The organism is Enterococcus sp. AMC2644, from assembly GCF_058216475.1.
This window is the reverse complement of record NZ_CM177095.1, coordinates 200,310-221,393: the sequence shown is the minus strand read 5'-3', so window position 1 is coordinate 221,393 and position 21,084 is coordinate 200,310. Positions and strand designations below refer to the sequence as shown.

At 36.4% G+C, this 21,084-nt stretch carries 15 protein-coding genes and 1 riboswitch; all 15 genes read left to right on the top strand.

Features of this window, described 5'->3' with window-relative positions; all coding sequences use genetic code 11:
- Positions 1 to 51 precede the first annotated feature (51 nt).
- A complete protein-coding gene (locus tag AC4BC5_RS01115; RefSeq protein WP_490496348.1) occupies positions 52 to 966 on the top strand; it encodes an aldo/keto reductase in 915 nt (304 codons plus the stop codon).
- A gap of 179 nt (positions 967 to 1,145) precedes the next feature.
- Positions 1,146 to 2,132 (top strand): GMP reductase, encoded by a 987-nt coding sequence (gene guaC / locus AC4BC5_RS01110; RefSeq protein WP_490496347.1) that lies wholly within the window; start codon positions 1,146 to 1,148, stop codon positions 2,130 to 2,132.
- Between the two features lie 100 nt (positions 2,133 to 2,232).
- Complete coding sequence (gene wecB / locus AC4BC5_RS01105) at positions 2,233 to 3,339, top strand: non-hydrolyzing UDP-N-acetylglucosamine 2-epimerase (protein ID WP_490496346.1); 1,107 nt, start codon at positions 2,233 to 2,235, stop codon at positions 3,337 to 3,339.
- Between the two features lie 62 nt (positions 3,340 to 3,401).
- Positions 3,402 to 3,575, top strand: a riboswitch (M-box (ykoK) riboswitch).
- A gap of 175 nt (positions 3,576 to 3,750) precedes the next feature.
- Complete coding sequence (mgtA, locus tag AC4BC5_RS01100) at positions 3,751 to 6,342, top strand: magnesium-translocating P-type ATPase (RefSeq protein WP_490496345.1); 2,592 nt, start codon at positions 3,751 to 3,753, stop codon at positions 6,340 to 6,342.
- A 437-nt stretch (positions 6,343 to 6,779) separates the two neighbouring features.
- Positions 6,780 to 7,886, top strand: a complete 1,107-nt coding sequence (gene pdhA / locus AC4BC5_RS01095; protein WP_490496344.1) for a pyruvate dehydrogenase (acetyl-transferring) E1 component subunit alpha — start codon at positions 6,780 to 6,782, stop codon at positions 7,884 to 7,886.
- A gap of 2 nt (positions 7,887 to 7,888) precedes the next feature.
- Entirely contained in the window at positions 7,889 to 8,866 is a 978-nt protein-coding gene (locus AC4BC5_RS01090) for an alpha-ketoacid dehydrogenase subunit beta (protein ID WP_490496343.1), read from the top strand.
- 26 nt (positions 8,867 to 8,892) lie between these two features.
- Positions 8,893 to 10,491, top strand: coding sequence for a dihydrolipoyllysine-residue acetyltransferase (locus tag AC4BC5_RS01085; protein ID WP_490496342.1), 1,599 nt, complete (start codon positions 8,893 to 8,895; stop codon positions 10,489 to 10,491).
- Between the two features lie 7 nt (positions 10,492 to 10,498).
- Complete coding sequence (lpdA, locus tag AC4BC5_RS01080) at positions 10,499 to 11,905, top strand: dihydrolipoyl dehydrogenase (protein WP_490496341.1); 1,407 nt, start codon at positions 10,499 to 10,501, stop codon at positions 11,903 to 11,905.
- A gap of 313 nt (positions 11,906 to 12,218) precedes the next feature.
- Positions 12,219 to 12,590: a YxeA family protein gene (locus AC4BC5_RS01075; RefSeq protein ID WP_490496340.1), complete on the top strand. Its 372-nt coding sequence runs from the start codon at positions 12,219 to 12,221 to the stop codon at positions 12,588 to 12,590.
- A gap of 101 nt (positions 12,591 to 12,691) precedes the next feature.
- Positions 12,692 to 12,967 (top strand): UPF0223 family protein, encoded by a 276-nt coding sequence (locus AC4BC5_RS01070; RefSeq protein ID WP_490496339.1) that lies wholly within the window; start codon positions 12,692 to 12,694, stop codon positions 12,965 to 12,967.
- A gap of 4 nt (positions 12,968 to 12,971) precedes the next feature.
- A complete protein-coding gene (locus AC4BC5_RS01065) occupies positions 12,972 to 13,748 on the top strand; it encodes an inositol monophosphatase family protein (protein ID WP_490496338.1) in 777 nt (258 codons plus the stop codon).
- Positions 13,749 to 13,904: 156 nt separating this feature from the next.
- The gene (typA, locus tag AC4BC5_RS01060) at positions 13,905 to 15,740 is read left to right on the top strand and encodes a translational GTPase TypA (RefSeq protein ID WP_490496337.1); all 1,836 of its coding nucleotides are present in this window, start codon (positions 13,905 to 13,907) and stop codon (positions 15,738 to 15,740) included.
- Positions 15,741 to 16,102: 362 nt separating this feature from the next.
- Positions 16,103 to 16,402, top strand: coding sequence for an Fpa/YlaN family protein (locus AC4BC5_RS01055; RefSeq protein ID WP_490496336.1), 300 nt, complete (start codon positions 16,103 to 16,105; stop codon positions 16,400 to 16,402).
- A gap of 3 nt (positions 16,403 to 16,405) precedes the next feature.
- A complete protein-coding gene (locus tag AC4BC5_RS01050) occupies positions 16,406 to 17,572 on the top strand; it encodes an FtsW/RodA/SpoVE family cell cycle protein (RefSeq protein ID WP_490496335.1) in 1,167 nt (388 codons plus the stop codon).
- 26 nt (positions 17,573 to 17,598) lie between these two features.
- Positions 17,599 to 21,027 (top strand): pyruvate carboxylase, encoded by a 3,429-nt coding sequence (locus tag AC4BC5_RS01045; RefSeq protein ID WP_490496334.1) that lies wholly within the window; start codon positions 17,599 to 17,601, stop codon positions 21,025 to 21,027.
- Positions 21,028 to 21,084: the final 57 nt, after the last annotated feature.

The window sequence follows — 21,084 nt, the reverse complement described above, 5'->3', positions numbered from 1 at the left end:
TTTCCATTAAACTATGCTAAAATGAAAATGTAAAAGGAGGAGATTTAACTTATGAAAACTGTTAAATTTGGTACAACTAATCTTGATGTTGCAAGTGTCATTCTTGGTTGTATGCGTATTAACAATGCTGAAAATCCAGTAAAAGTAATTGAAACTGCGGTTGATAATGGCATTACATTTTTTGATCATGCTGATATCTATGGTCAAGGAGAATGTGAGAGTATCTTTGCAGAGGCGTTAGCAAAAACAGAAATTAAACGCGACGACTTATTCATTCAATCAAAATGTGGAATTGTTCCAGGAAAGATGTTTGATTTTTCGAAAGAGCATATCCTTGCTTCAGTTGATGGTATTTTAAAACGTTTGAATATGGATTATTTAGATGCTTTATTGTTACATCGTCCAGATACATTAGTAGAACCAGAAGAAGTGGCAGCAGCTTTTGATCAACTTGAACAACAAGGGAAAGTAAAATATTTTGGTGTAAGTAATCAAAAACCAGGGCAAATTGAATTGTTGAAAAAATATGTTAAACAACCGCTAGTTGCTAATCAATTACAATTTGGGATTATGCATACTGGAATGATTGATCAAGGTATCCATGTTAATATGACAGATGGAGGATCGTTTGATCATGATGGAGGAATTCTTGAATATTCGCGTTTAAATGATATGACCATTCAAGCATGGTCGCCTTATCAGTACGGCTTCTTTGAAGGAGTTTTTATTGGTCACGAAAAATTCCCAGAACTAAATAAGGTCTTAGATGAAATGGCTGAGAAATACAATACTACACCAACTGGTATTGCCTCAGCATGGATTTTACGTCATCCGGCAAATATGCAAGTGATTGCTGGAACAATGAATGTTCAGCGTATTAAAGAGATTGCCCAAGCATCTGAAGTTCCAATGACAAGAGAAGATTGGTACAGTGTTTATATGGCAGCAGGAAATATTTTACCATAAAATGAAATGAAAAATCGTTCGTAAAACACGAACGATTTTTCGTTTGTTTTTTTTTAACGAAGGAATATAGTTGCTTTATTTAATGATATCAGCTAAATTATTGAGGGCATTAAAAATAAAATACGTATAAAAATATTTAATGCTTCGATAATAAGTGAAGATTTGAGAGGATGTTTTCAATGTTTGATTTAACGGTTTTTGATTACGAAGATGTTCAGTTGATTCCTAACAAATGTATTGTAGATAGTCGTTCCGAATGTGATACAACTGTAAAATTAGGGAAATATGAATTTAAAATGCCAGTAGTTCCAGCAAATATGCAAACAATTGTCGATGAAAAAATTGCTGAATTTTTAGCAGAAAATGGCTATTTTTATATTATGCATCGCTTTGATGAAGAAGCACGTATTCCATTTATTAAAAAAATGAAAGCACGTGATTTAATTTCTTCTATTAGTGTCGGTGTTAAAGAGAATGAATATTCATTTGTTGAAACGTTGGCAAAACAAAACTTAGTTCCTGATTACATTACAATTGATATTGCTCATGGGCATTCAAACGCAGTCATTCGTATGATTCAACATATTAAAAAACATTTACCGGATACATTTGTTATCGCAGGAAACGTTGGTACACCTGAAGCGGTTCGTGAATTAGAAAATGCTGGAGCAGATGCAACGAAAGTCGGCATTGGACCTGGTAAAGTATGTATTACGAAAATCAAAACTGGTTTTGGTACAGGTGGTTGGCAACTAGCAGCACTAAGATGGTGTGCGAAAGCTGCACGCAAGCCGATTATTGCAGATGGCGGTATTCGTACGCATGGAGATATTGCCAAATCAGTTCGTTTTGGAGCAACTATGGTCATGATTGGTTCATTATTTGCTGGGCATGAAGAATCACCAGGAGAAACAAAAGTTGAAGATGGTGTATTCTACAAAGAGTACTTTGGTTCAGCCTCTGAATTTCAAAAAGGTGAAAAGAAAAACGTTGAAGGTAAGAAGATTTGGGTTACACACAAAGGTTCATTAAAAGATACGTTAGTTGAAATGCAACAAGATTTACAGTCTTCGATTTCATATGCAGGTGGTAAAGACTTAGAAGCAATTCGCAAAGTGGACTATGTCATTGTTAAAAACTCTATCTTTAATGGCGATACAATCTAAAAATAACTTTTTCAAGAAGTAAGATCACAGTTGATTTTACTTCTTTTTTTCATAGCTTACTGAACAATGGTTTGTTACAATACAATTGAGGTGAATGAAAATGGGAATTAAAGTCTTTTCAATATTTGGTACACGACCTGAAGCAATAAAAATGGCACCGTTAGTAAAAGCATTAGAAAAAGATGATCGGTTTGATTCTAAAATTATTGTTACTGCACAGCATCGTGAAATGTTAGACCAAGTGATGGATATTTTTGAGATTGTACCTGATTATGATTTGAATATTATGGCGAGTGGTCAAACACTAACTGATATCACAACAAAAGTTCTTTTAGAGATGCAACCCATTCTACAAGCAGAACAACCAGATATTGTTTTGGTTCATGGTGATACCACAACCACATTTGCTGCAGCTACTGCCGCTTTTTATCAACAAATTAAAATTGGTCATGTGGAAGCCGGTCTACGAACCTGGAATAAATATTCGCCATTTCCTGAAGAAGCTAATCGACAAATGACAGATGCGTTAGCTGATCTTTACTTTGCACCAACTGAGCAAAGTAAAGAAAACTTATTGAAGGAAAATCATCCTGCTAATCAGATTTTTGTCACAGGAAATACCGCGATTGATGCAATGAAATATACGGTTAAAGAGGACTATGAAAATGCCGATTTAGTTTTGAATCAGCAAAAACAAATTGTTGTAACGATGCACCGACGTGAAAATTTAGGTGAACCCATGGCGCATGTTTTTTCTGCCTTACGACGTATTGCTAAAGAGTTTCCTACCGTTCGCCTAGTTTTCCCGATGCACAAAAATCCGAAAGTGCGAGCAATTGCTCAAGATTTATTAGGTGATTTATCCAATGTACAATTAATTGAACCGCTAGATGTAGTGGACTTTCATAATGTAATTGCGCGTAGTCATTTGATTTTAACGGATTCAGGTGGCGTTCAAGAAGAAGCACCATCTTTAGGTGTTCCGGTCTTAGTATTGCGCGATACAACTGAACGTCCAGAAGGTGTAGCTGCAGGAACTTTAAAATTGATTGGGACAGAAGAAGACACAGTTTATAGGGAAACAAAAGAGTTACTGAACAATGCTGTAAGTCATCAGCAAATGGCTCAAGCGAAGAATCCTTATGGAGATGGAAATGCTAGTGAATATATTCTAGAAGCTATTGCGAGTTATTTTTCTGAATCTTAAATTAGTTGACAGAATGAAAACAAGTGAGTAGTATGGATGGTGACGAAAGTTTTCGTAAAAAATAAAATAATTGTTAGGTGAGGCTCCTATATGGACATAGGCTACTGCCGCGAAAGGCTCGAGAGACCCTTAGTTTGGTATAACAGGAATAATCGTTGAAGGTTATTCATAACGTAGCTGACAAATAATCATTTGTCTACGCCCTATAGTGCTAAAGCTCAACGATGACTATGAATTAGCTACTAAATAAGGCGCATACTCATTGTTGAGTATGCGTTTTTTGTTTTATGTTAAAACGTATCTTCACTAGACAGAAAGGAAGGTTTATTATGGATCACCCCGCACCCAAGAGGAATCTAAAAAACTAATTGTCTAGGATTAGCTCCTAGACAAAACTAGGAGGAAGAAAATATGATGAAACAACCACAAACAAAAGAACAAGAATTAAAAAAATTAGCAACATTGTCCGATAGAGAGTTATTTATGGAATTACGAACTTCTTTAAATGGTCTATCGTCAGAAGATGCCACAAAACGTTTAGAAGAATTTGGCTTAAATCAAATTGATGCGGAGAAGCCAACACCTGCATGGTTGATGTTTATTCACGCATTTCGTGATCCGTTTGTTTTAGTGCTAGCGTTATTGATGATTGTCTCTCTTGCAACACGAGATTATGAAGCTGCCATTGTTATGGCAGTTATGATTACCGCGAGTGCCACGATTTCTTTTATTCAAGAATACCGTTCGCAAAAGGCGAGTTTAGAATTAAAGGAATTAATTGAAAATACTTGTGCCGTTACTCGTAATGGTAAAACAAAAGAACTGCCGATGGATGAAGTTGTACCAGGAGATGTTGTCACATTAGCAACAGGAGATATGATTCCAGCTGATGCCGTATTAATTTGGACCAAAGATTTATTTGTTAATCAATCTTCTCTAACCGGAGAATCAATGCCGATTGAAAAATTTGTAGATGCTGGAATTCCAATAGAGAAAACAGTTTCTGCTTTAGATATGAATAACTTGGTTTTTATGGGAACGGACGTTTTAAGTGGTCAAGGAAAAGCAATTATTTTAAAAACAGGCCAACATACATTTTTTGGAGATATTGCAAAAAATGCTACGAAGCAACGAGGGAAAACAGCGTTCGACATAGGATTAACTCAAATTAGTAAATTATTACTACGGATGGTGTTTATATTATTCCCTGTTGTCTTTCTGATTAACGGGTTAACAAAAGGTGACTGGAGTGCAGCATTTTTCTTTGCTATCGCAGTTGCGGTAGGTTTAACACCGGAAATGTTACCTATGATCGTTACAAGTAATTTAGCGAAAGGGGCAATGACTTTAGCTAAGGAAAAAGTTATCGTTAAGGAATTACCTTCCATTCAAAATTTAGGCAGCATGGATGTTTTGTGTACAGACAAGACAGGGACGATTACCGAAGATCGCGTTGTATTAGTTCAACATTTAAATCCTTTAGGTGAGGTTGACGAAACCGTTTTAGAGATGGCATTTTTAAATTCCTTTTATCAAACGGGATGGAAGAACTTAATGGACATTGCAGTTATCAATTATTTTGAAGAAAAAGAAAAAAAACTCCCATTTAAAGATGTAATCAAAATAGATGAAATTCCATTTGATTTTTCTCGTCGTCGTTTAACTGTCGTTGTTAATGCGGATAACCATCAATGGATGGTAACAAAAGGTGCGGTTGAAGAAATGGAACAAATTTGTTCTCACGTCATGCTTAATGATGAAGTTCAACCGTTAACGGATGAAGTAAAAGAACGTTTGCGTCAGGTAAATCGCCGTTTAAACGAAGAAGGAATGCGTGTATTGACTGTAGCTGTAAAAAAGGATGCACATCAAGATGCAATTTATTCTGTAGCTGATGAACAAGCAATGACAATGATTGGTTTTGTGGGCTTTCTTGATCCGGCAAAAGAGTCAGCAGCAACTGCTATCAAGTCACTTCATCAGCATGGCGTAACTGTTAAAGTTCTAACAGGCGACAATGAGGTAGTGGCAGAAAAAGTTTGTCGTGATGTTGGAATCGAAGTAAGTCATGCCTTATTGGGAGCTGACATCGATCATATGTCCGAGGAAGAATTAGCAAAAGCTGCTGAAACAACAAATCTTTTTGCGAAATTAAACCCTATGCAAAAGTCACGAATCATCCAAGCTTTACAAGAAGACGGGCATACAGTTGGTTTTATGGGAGACGGAATTAATGATGCACCAGCTTTACGAATGGCAGATGTTGGGATTTCTGTAGATACCGCTGCTGATATCACTAAGGATGCCAGTTCAATTATTTTATTAGAGAAAAGTTTGAATGTATTAGATAAAGGTGTTGTAGAAGGCAGAAAAGTATTTAGTAATATGATGAAATACATTAAAATTACTATTAGTTCTAACTTTGGAAATGTATTTTCAATTTTAGTTGCGAGTGCGTTTTTACCATTTTTACCAATGCTTTCTATTCAGTTGCTAGTACAAAATTTAATTTATGATATGGCGCAATTAACTATTCCATGGGATGCTGTTGATAAGGAAGAGATTGCGAAACCTGTTAAATGGCAAGTAGGTGGCTTGCTAAAATTTACTTTATGTATTGGTCCAGTAAGTAGCATTTTTGATATTTTAACATTTTTGATGATGTGGTACATTATTGGTGCCAATACCCTAGCAGAGCAAGCTGTTTTTCAAACGGGTTGGTTTGTCGTTGGATTAGTGACACAAACCCTTGTTGTGCATATTGTGCGAACGAAAAAAATACCATTTATTCAAAGCAATGCCTCGATACCTGTCGTGATTGCTAGTCTAGTGGCAATTTTTGCTGGTATCGGACTTGTTTTATCCCCTATGAAAGAATTTTTTGATTTTACTGACCTACCAGCTAACTATTGGCTTGGTTTTATCTGTATTACTATAACTTATCTTTTATCAGTAGAAATTGCGAAACGATTTTATATTCGTATAACAAAAGAATGGTTATAAAATAAATTGTCTGAAATGGCAGGAAAACTCTTGTTTTAGGGAGTTTTCCTGCCATTTATTTATAAGGAATTGCCTATGTTTTTGCCTGTTGTTTCGCTAAGTAAAGGTAGGTAGCTCTTAAATGTCTTCTCTGAATTGCTAGAACTGTTTCGCTTGTGATTTCAGTCTGTACTAATATAGATTGTTACGTGAGGGAAACGCTTTACTTTTAAATGAGGTTTTTCTTGAATGTGATTGATTTCACGAGAAAGAGTTAGTATAATAAGGATTGACAAGAAACAAAATAAAAGAATTGCAAACTTTTTACTTGTTTTTATCTTGTAAAAATGATAGCTTATTAACTGTAAATGATTCCGACAAGTGATACAGAAGAGAATCGCTGTTACAATCTATCATATACAAGAATTAACCTAACAAAGAGAGGAAAGTGTGACAAGATGGCAAAGAAAAAAACAATTGACTTTCAAGCACTGCTAGAAAATGTCGATGCTCAATTTCCAACTTATCAGGCATTAGACCAAGATGGAAACATTGTAAACGAAGCTTTAGTACCTGATTTAAGTGATGAGGAATTAGTTGAATTAATGACTCGTATGGTGTGGTCTCGTGTTCTTGACCAACGTTCAACTGCTTTAAACCGCCAAGGTCGCTTAGGTTTCTTTGCTCCAACAGCTGGACAAGAAGCAAGTCAATTAGCAAGTCATTTTGCTTTTGAAAAAGAAGACGTATTATTACCAGGATACCGTGATGTACCTCAATTAATCCAACATGGTTTACCTTTAACTCAAGCATTCTTATGGTCTCGTGGCCACGTAGCTGGTAACAACTACCCAGAAGAATTGAAAGCTTTACCACCACAAATTATTATTGGTGCACAATATGTTCAAGCAGCCGGTGTTGCTTTAGGACTAAAAATGCGCGGTAAGAAAAATGTTGTATTCACTTATACAGGTGACGGTGGTTCTTCACAAGGTGACTTCTATGAAGGTATTAACTTTGTAGGTGCTTATAAAGCAAACGCAGTCTTCTTCATTCAAAATAATGGATTTGCAATTTCTACACCTCGTGACAAACAATCAGCTGCAACAACTTTAGCTCAAAAAGCAGTAGCAGCAGGTATTCCAGGAATTCAAGTTGATGGTATGGATCCATTAGCAGTTTATACTGTTTCTAAAATGGCTCGTGATTGGTCAATCGCTGGTAACGGTCCTGTATTGATTGAAACATTGACTTACCGTTATGGACCACATACATTATCAGGTGATGATCCAACTCGTTACCGTTCAAAAGATATGGATGATGAATGGACTGCAAAAGATCCATTGGTTCGTTTCCGTAAATATTTAGAAGCAAAAGGACTATGGTCTGAATCTAAAGAAGAAGAAGTAATTGAAGCAGCCAAAGAAGAAATCAAAGTAGCAATTGCTGAAGCTGATAAAGTTCCAAAACAAAAAGTTTCTGATTTCTTGAAAAATATGTTTGAAGATCAACCACAAAGCATTAAAGAACAAATTGAAATTTACGAAGCGAAGGAGTCGAAATAATCATGGCACAAAAAACAATGATTCAAGCAATCACTGATGCCCTAGCTTGTGAGTTAGCCAGCGATGAAAACGTAGTGATGTTTGGTGAAGACGTTGGTAAAAACGGTGGAGTATTCCGTGCAACTGAAGGCTTACAAGAAAAATTTGGTGAAGATCGTGTATTCGATACACCATTAGCAGAATCAGGTATTGCTGGTTTAGCGTTTGGTCTAGCCTTAGAAGGCTATCGTCCAGTTCCTGAACTACAATTCTTCGGTTTCGTATTTGAAGCAATGGATGAAGTTGTAGCTCAAATGGCACGTACTCGTTACCGTATGGGTGGCACAAGAAACTTGCCAATTACAATCCGTTCACCATTTGGTGGTGGTGTTCATACTCCAGAATTGCACTCAGATAACTTGGAAGGATTGATTGCTCAATCACCTGGTATCCGTGTTGTTATTCCATCAAATCCATACGATGCAAAAGGATTATTAATTTCTGCTATTAGAAGCAATGACCCAGTTGTCTTTTTAGAGCACATGAAACTTTACCGTTCATTCCGTGAAGAAGTGCCAGAAGAATCTTACACAGTTCCATTAGATAAAGCTGCTGTAACTCGTGAAGGTACTGACGTTTCTATTATCACTTATGGCGCAATGGTTCGTGAAGCAATTAAAGCTGCTGATAATTTAGCAAAAGAAAATATCAGTGTTGAAATTATTGACTTGCGTACAGTAGCACCTCTTGATATTGCAACTATTATTGCTTCTGTTGAAAAAACAGGTCGTGTGGTAGTTGTTCAAGAAGCTCAAAAACAAGCTGGTGTGGCTGCTCAAGTCGTATCTGAAATTTCTGAACGTTCGATCCTTTCTTTAGAAGCTCCAATCGGACGTGTATCTGCTCCAGATACTGTATTCCCATTTGGTCAAGCTGAAAATGCTTGGTTACCTAATGCATCAGATATTGAAGCAAAAGTAAGAGAAATCGCAAACTTCTAAGATCATAAGAGAGGAAGATATCAAACATGGCATTTCAATTTAAATTACCGGATATCGGTGAAGGAATTGCAGAAGGCGAAATCGTTAAATGGTTTGTAAAACCAGGCGATACTATTAATGAAGACGATACTTTATTAGAAGTACAAAATGATAAATCAGTGGAAGAAATTCCATCACCAGTTACAGGAACAGTTAAAAACATTCTTGTAGAAGAAGGTGTTGTAGCAAACGTTGGTGACGTATTAGTTGAAATTGACGCACCAGGTTATGAAGACGAAGCTCCAGCAGCACCTGCTGAATCACAAACACCAGCAGCTCCAGCAGCATTACCAGAAGCTGGCGGTCAAGGCGTATTCCAATTCAAATTACCAGATATTGGTGAAGGAATTGCAGAAGGCGAAATCGTTAAATGGTTTGTAAAAGCTGGCGATACTATTAATGAAGACGATACTTTATTAGAAGTACAAAATGATAAATCAGTGGAAGAAATTCCATCACCAGTTACAGGAACAGTTGTACGTGTAGTTGTAGAAGAAGGCGTTGTAGCAAATGTTGGCGACGTATTAGTTGAAATTGATGCACCTGGTCATAATGATGCACCAGCAGCAGCTCCAGCAGCTTCAGCACCAGTAGCTCCTACATCTGCGCCAGCTGAAGCAGCAGCTCCAACTGGTAAACCAAGTAAAAACGTATTGGCTATGCCATCTGTACGTCAATTTGCTCGTGAAAATGATGTTGATATTACTTTAGTTACACCTTCTGGAAAAGGTGGCCGTGTAACAAAAGAAGATATCCAAAGCTTTATCTCTGGTGGTTCTCAAGTGGCTCCAGCAGAAACAGCAACAGAAACTGCTCCAGCAGCAACTCCTGCGAAAGCTGAAAAAGCAGCACCAGCAAAACCATACCAATCTAACTTGGGCGAACTAGAAACTCGTGAAAAACTTACACCAATGCGTAAAGCAATCTCTAAAGCAATGGTTAACAGCAAACACACTGCTCCACACGTAACATTACATGATGAAGTAGAAGTTTCTAACTTATGGGATCAACGTAAGAAATTTAAAGATGTTGCAGCTGCTCAAAATACTAAGTTAACTTTCTTACCATATGTTGTTAAAGCACTAACTGCAACTATGAAGAAATATCCAGTATTGAATGCATCAATTGATGACGCTTCTCAAGAAGTAGTTTACAAAAACTATTACAACATTGGAATTGCTACAGATACTGCGAACGGTTTATACGTACCAAACGTTAAAGATGCGGATCGTAAAGGTCTATTCGCAATTGCTGATGAAATTAACGGTAAAGCTGCTTTAGCTCACGAAGGTAAATTGGCTGCTGAAGATATGCGTAACGGAACAGTTACAATCAGTAACATTGGTTCAGTTGGTGGAGCTTGGTTCACACCAGTAATTAACTACCCTGAAGTAGCAATTTTAGGTGTAGGTACAATTGCTCAACAACCTGTTGTCAATGCAGAAGGCGAAATCGTAGTGGGTCGTATGATGAAATTATCATTAAGCTTCGACCACCGTATCGTTGATGGCGCAACTGCTCAACAAGCTATGAATAACATCAAACGCTTGTTAGCAGATCCAGAGTTACTATTAATGGAAGGATGATAAACAAATGGTAGTTGGAGATTTTGCCTTAGAATTAGATACAGTAGTAATCGGTGCGGGACCTGGCGGCTATGTAGCTGCCATCCGTGCTGCTCAAATGGGTCAAAAAGTAGCGATTATTGAAAGAGAAAACGTTGGGGGCGTATGTCTAAACGTAGGTTGTATTCCTTCAAAAGCGTTAATCGCTGCTGGACATCATTATCAAGAAGCACAACATTCAGAAATGTTTGGTGTGTCTGCAGAAAAAGTAACATTAGACTTTGCAAAAACTCAAGAGTGGAAAACAAACGGAGTTGTTAACAAATTAACTTCTGGCGTAAGTATGCTTTTGAAAAAAAATAAAGTAGAAATCATTGAAGGAGAAGCTTTCTTTGTAGATGACCATACTTTGCGTGTTATCCATCCAGATTCTGCACAAACGTATGAATTTAAAAATGCAATTGTAGCAACTGGTTCTCGTCCGATTGAAATCCCTGGTTTCAAATTCGCTGGACGTGTAATCGATTCAACTGGTGGTTTAGCATTAACTGAAGTTCCTAAAAAATTGATTATCATCGGTGGCGGAGTTATCGGTGCTGAATTAGGTGGCGCTTATGCTAACTTAGGTTCTGATGTAACCATTCTTGAAGGTTCACCACAAATTTTACCGACTTATGAAAAAGATATGGTTAAAATTGTTGAAGCTGAATTCAAGAAAAAAGGTATGACTGTTATTACTAGTGCAATGGCTAAAGAAGCTGTTGATAATGGTGATAGCGTAACTGTTAAATATGCAGTAGATGGTAAGGAAGCAGAAATCACTGCTGATTACGTAATGGTTACTGTAGGTCGTCGTCCAAATACTGATGACATGGGCTTAGAACAAGCTGGTGTAGAAATCGGTGAACGCGGCTTAATCAAAGTTGACGCACAAGGTCGTACAAACGTATCAAATATCTATGCTATTGGTGACATCGTTCCTGGTGCTGCTTTAGCACACAAAGCAAGTTATGAAGCTAAAATTGCTGCTGAAGCAATTTCAGGTAAAAAAGTTGCTGTTGATTATAAAGCAATGCCAGCTGTTGCTTTTACTGATCCTGAGTTAGCTTCAGTAGGTATGACAATTGCTGAAGCCAAAGAAGCTGGAATTGATGCTAAAGCATTCAAATTCCCGTTTGCTGGTAATGGTCGTGCATTATCTTTAGGCAAAACTGAAGGATTTATCCGTTTAGTTGCAACTACTGAAGGTCACGTTCTAATCGGTGCTCAAGTTGCTGGTATTAGTGCATCAGACATGGTTTCAGAATTAGCATTAGCTATTGAATCAGGTATGAATGCAGAAGATATCGCTTTGACTATCCATCCTCACCCATCATTAGGTGAAATTGTAATGGATGCTTCAGAATTAGCATTAGGATTACCAATTCACGCTTAAAATTACTCATAAAAAGAGCTGTCATTTTGTGACAGCTCTTTTTTTGTTCGGATATCTAGTTGGCCAAATAACTGAATGAGGTGTTACTCTAGTGGTCTGAATCTAGAAGTGAAAGATCCTAGCGTCATTCAAATTACAATTGACGATAAACAGGTGGATCATGTTGATTATTAGAACTATTAGCACAAAACAGTGTTTGTACGTCGATTTGAGTGACAAAATCGTAAGTATTTTTTCGGCCTATGGACTGAACAATAATTTCTTTTCTTCTATTAAAATACAGTTAACAGATGAAAGATGGAGGAAAAGGAATATGAAAGTAATTGTTAGGATCGGTGGAGTTATTTTATTAATGGTTGGAGGATTGTTTGTTTTGACATGCTATACTAAAAATTCTGCAGACGAATTCGCTGGGATTTTAGATCAACTAAACCCATTAATAAAAGAAGGACACGTTTATGTGAAAACAAAAGAGCCAGATAGCGTAAATGATTATGGAACAGCTTATTATGAACAAATTGCAGTTGATAAAGAGGGAGAAACGAGGCCAATTGCATTTAATGGCATTTCGGAACTAAAGGTAGGGCGTTACTTGAAATTAACGAACAAAGGAGCGCATGTTGAAACATATGAGGAAGTGACTAAAGAAGATGTTCCGCAAAAAGCCTTAAAAAAATTAGATTAAAAGCTGAGAAAATCAGCTTTTTTTCATTTTTAAGAGAATTGTTTTCCTACTAAGATATCTATGATAAACTAAATAAGAAGAGAATAAAGTGAGGGAACTATATGAGAGAGTATCAATATCCTTTAAATTTAGACTGGACTACAGATGAAATGGTTTTAGTCATGAATATGTGGGATGCTTTAGAACAAGCTTATGAAAAAGGAATACCCACTGAAAAATTTTTAAAGAACCACCAAGCATTTAAAACTGTTGTTCGAAGTATTGGTGAAGAGCGTCGTTTAGGTAGAGAATTTGAAGAATTATCGGGTTATTCTTTGTATCGAACATTACAAGAGGCAAAAACGAATGCTACTGGTAAATTGAAAATGAAAGGATAACATCATGCAAATATTAATTAGTGAAATCAAAAATTGGATGCTAGAAGCAGGAACAATGATTAAAGCGGCTCTTTCAGATAACCAGTTAACAGTGGATACAAAAAGTGATCGTAAAGATTTAGTGACCAATGTTGACAAAATGGTACAAGAATATTTTTCGCAAAATATCTTAAGGTTTGACCCACAAGCGAAAATTTTAGGTGAAGAAAATGGACAAAATCAAGTGGCGCAATGGAATAGTCGAGTGTATATTATTGATCCGGTTGACGGTACGATGAATTTTGTTTTGGAACGTGAAAACTTTTGTATTATGTTAGCTGTTTATGAAGAAGGTCAGGGAGTCTTAGGTTTTATTTATGATGTGATGAAAGAGCAGCTTTTGTGGGGAGGACGCGATATTGGTGTTTTCTTAAACGAGGAACGTGTACCTCAACCAGCGGATGTTTCGTTAAAAGACGGATTATTAGGGATGAATGCAGCCATGTATGCTAGAAATAGTCATAATGCGCAAATCATGGGTGACCGAGCAATGGGTGTACGAATGTCGGGATGTGCAGGGCTAGAATTGATGGGGATGGTATTAGGCCGAAGAGTTGGCTATGTGTCTAATTTAGCTCCATGGGATTATGCTGCAGGAGGCGTTTTACTCGAAGCATTAGGAATGAAAATGAGTCATATTACAGGTGCAAAATTAAAATTAGACGGACGAGAACGATTCTTAGCGGGAACACCAAGTGCCTATAAAGAAATGTTAGCATTATCACAACAAGTCAATGATTAAAAGAGGAAAACTTCAGGGGTAAGATGCCTTAACCTTGAAGTTTTTCATTTTTTCGAAAAAAATCGTTCAACTGAAAACTTTTCACTAGTTTTCAGAAAGATTATTTGTTATAATTACTCGTCAAGTGTAAAGCCAAATTAAAAGGAGCAAATAAAATTGAAACATAGAGATGATATTAGAAACGTAGCTATTATTGCCCACGTCGACCACGGTAAAACAACATTAGTAGATGAATTATTAAAACAATCCGATACATTGGATGCGCGTACACAATTACAAGAACGTGCAATGGACTCTAACGCCATTGAAAAAGAACGCGGAATCACAATCTTAGCAAAAAATACTGCTGTAGATTATAAAGGAACTCGTGTTAACATTATGGATACTCCAGGACATGCGGATTTCGGTGGAGAAGTTGAGCGTATCATGAAAATGGTTGACGGTGTAGTATTAGTTGTAGATGCTTATGAAGGAACAATGCCTCAAACACGTTTCGTATTGAAAAAAGCTTTGGAACAACGTGTAACACCAATCGTTGTTGTAAATAAAATCGACAAACCTTCTGCTCGTCCAGAACACGTAGTAGATGAAGTATTAGAATTATTTATCGAGTTAGGTGCAGATGATGATCAATTAGACTTCCCAGTTATTTATGCATCTGCATTGAATGGAACATCTAGTTTATCCGATGATCCAGCAGATCAAGAAAAAACAATGGCACCGATTTTTGACACTATTCTTGAAAATATCCCTGCTCCAGTTGATAATAGTGATGAACCATTACAATTCCAAGTATCTTTACTAGACTATAATGATTATGTAGGACGTATTGGAATCGGTCGTGTCTTCCGTGGAAGAATTAAAGTTGGTGATAGTGTAGCCTTAATGAAATTAGACGGTTCTGTTAAACAATTCCGTGTAACAAAATTATTTGGTTTCTTTGGGTTACAAAAAGTTGAAATTCAAGAAGCTCAAGCGGGCGATTTAATTGCCGTTTCTGGTATGGAAGATATCTTTGTTGGGGAAACAGTAACACCAGCAAGTCACCAAGATGCATTACCAATTTTGCATATTGATGAACCAACGTTACAAATGACATTCTTAGTAAATAACTCTCCATTTGCTGGTCGTGAAGGTAAATATATCACTTCTCGTAAAATTGAAGAACGTTTAATGTCAGAACTACAAACAGATGTATCTTTGCGTGTTGAACCAATTGGCCCGGATTCATGGACAGTTTCTGGTCGTGGTGAATTGCATTTATCAATCTTAATTGAAAATATGCGTCGCGAAGGCTACGAATTACAAGTATCACGCCCTGAAGTTATCGAACGTGAAATTGATGGTGTGAAATGTGAACCATTTGAACGTGTGCAAATTGACACACCAGAAGAATATATGGGGTCAGTTATTGAATCATTAGGTATGCGTAAAGCAGAAATGCAAGATATGATTAACACAGGAAATGGACAAGTAAGACTTGTATTCTTAGCGCCAGCTCGCGGATTAATCGGTTATACAAATGAATTTCTATCAATGACTCGCGGTTATGGAATTATGAACCACACATTCGATCAATACTTGCCAATGATTCCAACTCAAATTGGTGGTCGTCATCATGGTGCATTGGTATCAATTGATACAGGGAAAGCAACAACCTATTCTATTATGAGTATTGAAGAACGTGGAACAGTCTTTGTTGAACCAACAACAGAAGTATACGAAGGTATGATTGTTGGGGAAAACTCTCGTGAGAATGATTTGACAGTTAATATTACAAAAGCAAAACAAATGACTAACGTTCGTTCAGCGAATAAAGATCAAACGTCAGTAATCAAAAAACCACGTATTTTATCATTGGAAGAGTCATTAGAGTTCTTGAATGATGATGAGTATTGCGAAGTAACACCAGAAAATATTCGTCTACGTAAACAAATCTTAAACAAAAATGAACGTGAAAAAGCGGCGAAGAAAAAGAAAAAATCTGAATAAACTATTTTATTTAAAGTCATCGAATGAATTTCGATGGCTTTTTTTTTAATCTGTGGGAAACTTTAAGAATTAAATAAATAAAAGGTTGATTTAGCAATGTTTCATTTTTCTTCAGGTAAAACTAAGAAGAGTTAAATGTTTCATATTTTAAATATGTTTCACAAACGAGAGTATCTGCTGATAAAAAAACGAATAAATAAAAAAAATATAGTGGAATTTTGTTTGAACTTCTTAAAAAAATAGGATTTATAAAGTTTTTGTTCGCTTTTCTCATTTTTTTGTTAAAACTTCATCATTTGAAACATCCATTTCTATAGAAAGTTGTGCTATAATAATGAAACGAAAGATAGGAGGGAGCGAAAATGGGATCTATTTCTCCAGAACTAGCACTAGAGGTTCTTGTACAAGAAGCCGATCGTATTCGTATGTTAATTCGCAATCAAAAAAATAGCTTATGTATTTCTCAATGTAAAGCTTTTGAAGAAGTTGTAGATACTCAAATGTATGGTTTGTCAAGACAAGTCACATTCGCTATTCGCTTGGGAATTGTATCGAATGAAATAGGTCAACAATTATTGAGTGATTTAGAAAAAGATTTGAATCAGCTATACAATGAAGTATATGAGGAAACCAGAGCAAATGAAATAGGCAAGGAGGTTTAGGCCTTGCCTAAAGAGATAAAAAAACGGCATCTGTTAGACTTAGGTATCTTGATTCCATATCTTATTTTAAGTGTTGTTGGATTAATGATGGTTTATAGTACAACAACCTATGTTATGTTAGAGAGCGGTCTGAATACAACCCGCCAAGCATTATTACAATTTGCTTTTTGGCTGTTAAGTTTATTCACTATTTTTGTTATTTACAAAATGAAAACAGACTTCTTAAAAAATAAAAAACTTTTACAAATAGTGATGACCGTGGTCACTGTATCGTTGTTTGTAGTGTTTTTATTTAATAAGGAAGCAACTAACGGAGCGTATGGCTGGATTAAATTAGGAAGTTTGGGAACCATTCAACCTGTAGAATTTCTAAAATTTATTGTAATTTGGTTTTTAGCAACTAATTTAGCACAGCGTCAGCAGATGATTCATGAAGAGTTTTGGACAAGTGTGAAAGGGTTGCTAGCGGTTATTGGGTTTCAAATTACTGTTATCCTGTTTTATCCTGATTTTGGGAATGCAGCAGTTATTGTATTGTTAGTGATGATTATGTTGTTAAGTAGTGGCGTAAATTATCTCTATACATTATATACCGGTATTATTGGAATTGCGGGTAGTGTTTTAGCTGTTACCTTAGTCAATCTTATCGGAAAGTACTTTTTACCAGCGCATGTTATTTCTCGTTTTGCAGTTTTCCGTAACCCGTTCATTGACGAGTTTGGAAATGGTCATCAATTAATTCATGGTTATTATGCAATGTTTAATGGTGGATTGTTAGGCCGAGGACTTGGTAATAGTATACAAAAAAAAGGGTTCCTAAAATTTGCCCACACAGATTTTGCATTTTCAATTGTTGTGGAAGAATTAGGTCTCATTGTAGCAATCATTATTTTAGGCTTACTATTTTATATGGTTGCTCGTATCATATTAATTGGCATTCGTTCGAATGATGCATTCAATTCTATGATGTGTATTGGAATTGGCTCATTATTCTTAATTTCTGTGTTTATCAATTTAGGTGGAATTACGGGGATTATTCCTTTAACAGGAATTACGTTTCCGTTTATCAGTCAGGGTGGTTCCAGTTTACTGATATTCTCTGTCTGTATTGGTTTTGTGCTGAATATTAGTGCGGATGAAAAGAAAAAAAGATATCAATTAAATTATTGATATAGAAGCGAAAGAGGAGTGGTTTAATGAAAAAAATTCTTGTTGCTAACCGTGGAGAAATTGCGATTCGAGTATTTCGAGCGTGTGTGGAATTAAAAATAAAAACAGTAGCAATATATGCAGAAGAAGATGAATATTCTGTTCATCGTTTTAAAGCCGATGAAGCTTACTTAGTCGGCAAAGGCAAACGCCCAATTGATGCGTATTTAGATATTGAAGATATTATTCGTATTGCAAAAGAATCAGGCGCAGAAGCGATTCATCCAGGGTACGGTTTCCTATCAGAAAACCTGGAATTTTCTAAACGTTGCGAAGAAGAGGGGATTATTTTCATTGGCCCTACACCATATCATTTAGATATTTTTGGAGACAAAATTAAAGCCAAAGAGGCAGCTATTGCAGCAGGTATTCAATCCATTCCTGGTTCGGATGGTCCAGTGGAATCTGTTGAAGGTGTTTTAGACTTTGCAAACGATCATGGTTATCCTGTAATGATTAAAGCTGCCCTTGGTGGAGGCGGACGCGGAATGCGTGTTGCTCATGATGAAAAAGAAGCGCGCGATGGTTATGAACGCGCTAAAAGTGAAGCAAAAGCTGCTTTCGGTAGCGATGAAGTATATGTTGAAAAATACATCGGTAATCCTAAACATATCGAAGTACAAATTTTAGGAGACGCTCATGGGAATGTCGTCCACTTGTTTGAACGGGATTGTTCAGTGCAACGCCGCCATCAAAAAGTTGTCGAAGTTGCACCGTGTGTTTCCTTGAATGATGAACAACGAGCAGCAATCTGTAATGCGGCAGTCCAGTTAATGAAACATGTCAATTATGTGAATGCTGGAACTGTGGAGTTTTTAGTTGAAGAAGATAAGTTTTATTTCATCGAAGTAAATCCTCGTGTTCAAGTAGAACACACAATTACTGAAATGATTACAGATATTGATATCGTAACAACACAAATCTTAATTGCTCAAGGCAAAAACTTGCATACAGAAATTGGCATCCCAACGCAAGATAAAATTACGTTTAAAGGTGCAGCCATTCAGTGTCGTGTGACAACAGAAGATCCATTAAACGGATTTATGCCAGATACAGGTAAAATTGATACGTATCGTTCTCCAGGCGGATTTGGTGTACGTTTAGACGTAGGTAATGCTTATGCTGGTGCAGTAGTAACTCCTTACTTTGACTCTTTATTAGTAAAAGTTTGTACGCATGGTTCAACATTCCAACAAGCAATTGATAAAATGGAGCGTTGTTTGAAAGAATTCCGTATCCGTGGAGTAGAAACAAATATTCCATTTATGCGTAACGTTATTCGTCATCCGCAATTCCGTTCAGGTGATGCGAAAACAATTTTCATCGATACAACACCAGAATTATTTGAATTTCCACAAACACGTGACCGTGGAAACAAAACAATGAAGTATATTGGTGAAATTACAGTGAACGGTTTTCCTGGAATTGAAAAACAGACAAAACGATTTTTCGATGAACCACGAATGCCTAAAAAATTAGAACGAGTGGAAAACATAGTTACTGCTAAAAATATCCTAGATGCAAATGGTGCGGATGCAGTTGTTGAATGGATTAAACAACAAAAAAATGTTTTGTTAACAGATACAACATTCCGCGACGCTCATCAAAGTTTATTAGCAACTCGTGTCCGTACACACGATTTAGAAAAAATTGCTAGCAAAACAGAAGAAGCAATGCCACAATTGTTCTCTAGTGAAATGTGGGGCGGTGCAACATTTGACGTTGCCTATCGTTTCCTAACAGAAGATCCTTGGGAAAGATTGCGTATTTTACGTAAAAAAATGCCAAATACATTATTACAAATGCTATTCCGTGGCTCCAATGCAGTAGGTTACTCAAATTATTCTGACAATGTATTGGTTGAGTTTATCAATGAAGCAGCTCGCCAAGGAATTGATGTCTTCCGTATTTTTGACAGTTTGAACTGGATTCCACAAATGGAAAAAAGTATTCAAGCAGTTCGTGATGCAGGGAAGATTGCTGAAGCAACAATTTGTTATACTGGTGATATCAATGATGCTTCAAGACCCAAATATTCATTGCAGTACTACAAAGATATGGCAAAAGAGCTCGAAGCTTTAGGTGCACATACTATTGTGATTAAAGATATGGCAGGGTTGTTGAAACCACAAGCTTCTTATCGATTAATTAGTGAGTTAAAAGATACAGTAGATTTACCAATTCATTTGCATACACATGATACAAGTGGAAATGGAATCATCACTTATTCTGCAGCAGTTACAGCTGGTGTTGATATTGTCGATGTAGCAATGAGTGCGATGAGTAGCAATACCAGCCAACCAAGTATGAGTAGTTTATACTATGCCTTAGTTAATGGAAATCGTGTACCAGATATCAATATTGAAAATATTCAAGAATTGAATCATTACTGGGAAGATGTCCGCATGTATTATAAACCATTTGAAAACGGCTTAAACGTTCCTCAAACAGAAGTGTATATGCATGAAATGCCAGGTGGACAGTATTCTAATTTACAACAACAAGCAAAAGCAGTTGGTTTAGGTGATCGTTGGGATGAAATTAAAAAAATGTACCACACTGTAAATATGATGTTTGGTGATATTGTAAAAGTAACTCCTTCTTCTAAAGTAGTAGGTGACATGGCGTTATTTATGGTTCAAAATAATCTAACAGAAGAAGATGTTTATGAAACTGGTGAGACAATCAGCTTCCCAGAATCAGTTATCACTTTCTTCCAAGGTGAATTAGGTCAACCAACTGGAGGTTTCCCAGAAAAACTACAAAAAATCATTATTAAAGATCGTCCTGCATACACAGAACGTCCAGGTGCTTTAGCAAAACCAGTTGATTTTGAAAAAGTAAAAGCAGAATTAGCTGAGTTAATTGGCTACGAGCCACAACATGATGAAGTTTTAAGTTACTTGATGTATCCAGAAATTTTCTTAGCCTATCGTAAAGCTTACGAACAATTTGCTGATATCAAAGTATTGGACACACCAACATTCTTCAGTGGTATGCGTACTGGTGAAAAAATCAATGTTGAAATCGAAAAAGGTAAAAAATTGATTATTCGTTTAGATGAAATTGGTGATGCAGATATTGAAGGAAATCGTACATTGTTCTTTAACTTGAATGGACAACGTCGTGAAATTACAGTAAAAGATACTTCAATTAAGAGCACTGTTATTGCTAAACGAAAAGCTGAACCAACAAATAAAGAACAAATTGGCGCAACAATGTCGGGTTCTGTTTTACAAGTTTTAGTGAAAAAAGGGGACCGTGTGAAACGTGGCGATACATTGCTAGTTACTGAGGCAATGAAGATGGAAACATCTATTGAAGCACGTTTTGATGGTACTGTTGAACATGTTTATGTTACAGAGGGTGAACCAATTTCATCAGGAGATTTATTAATCGAAGTATCAGAAAAATAGTGAAAGGCTGGAATCAGCATGAAACATCGAGGAATATTATTTAGTGTCATTTTCATA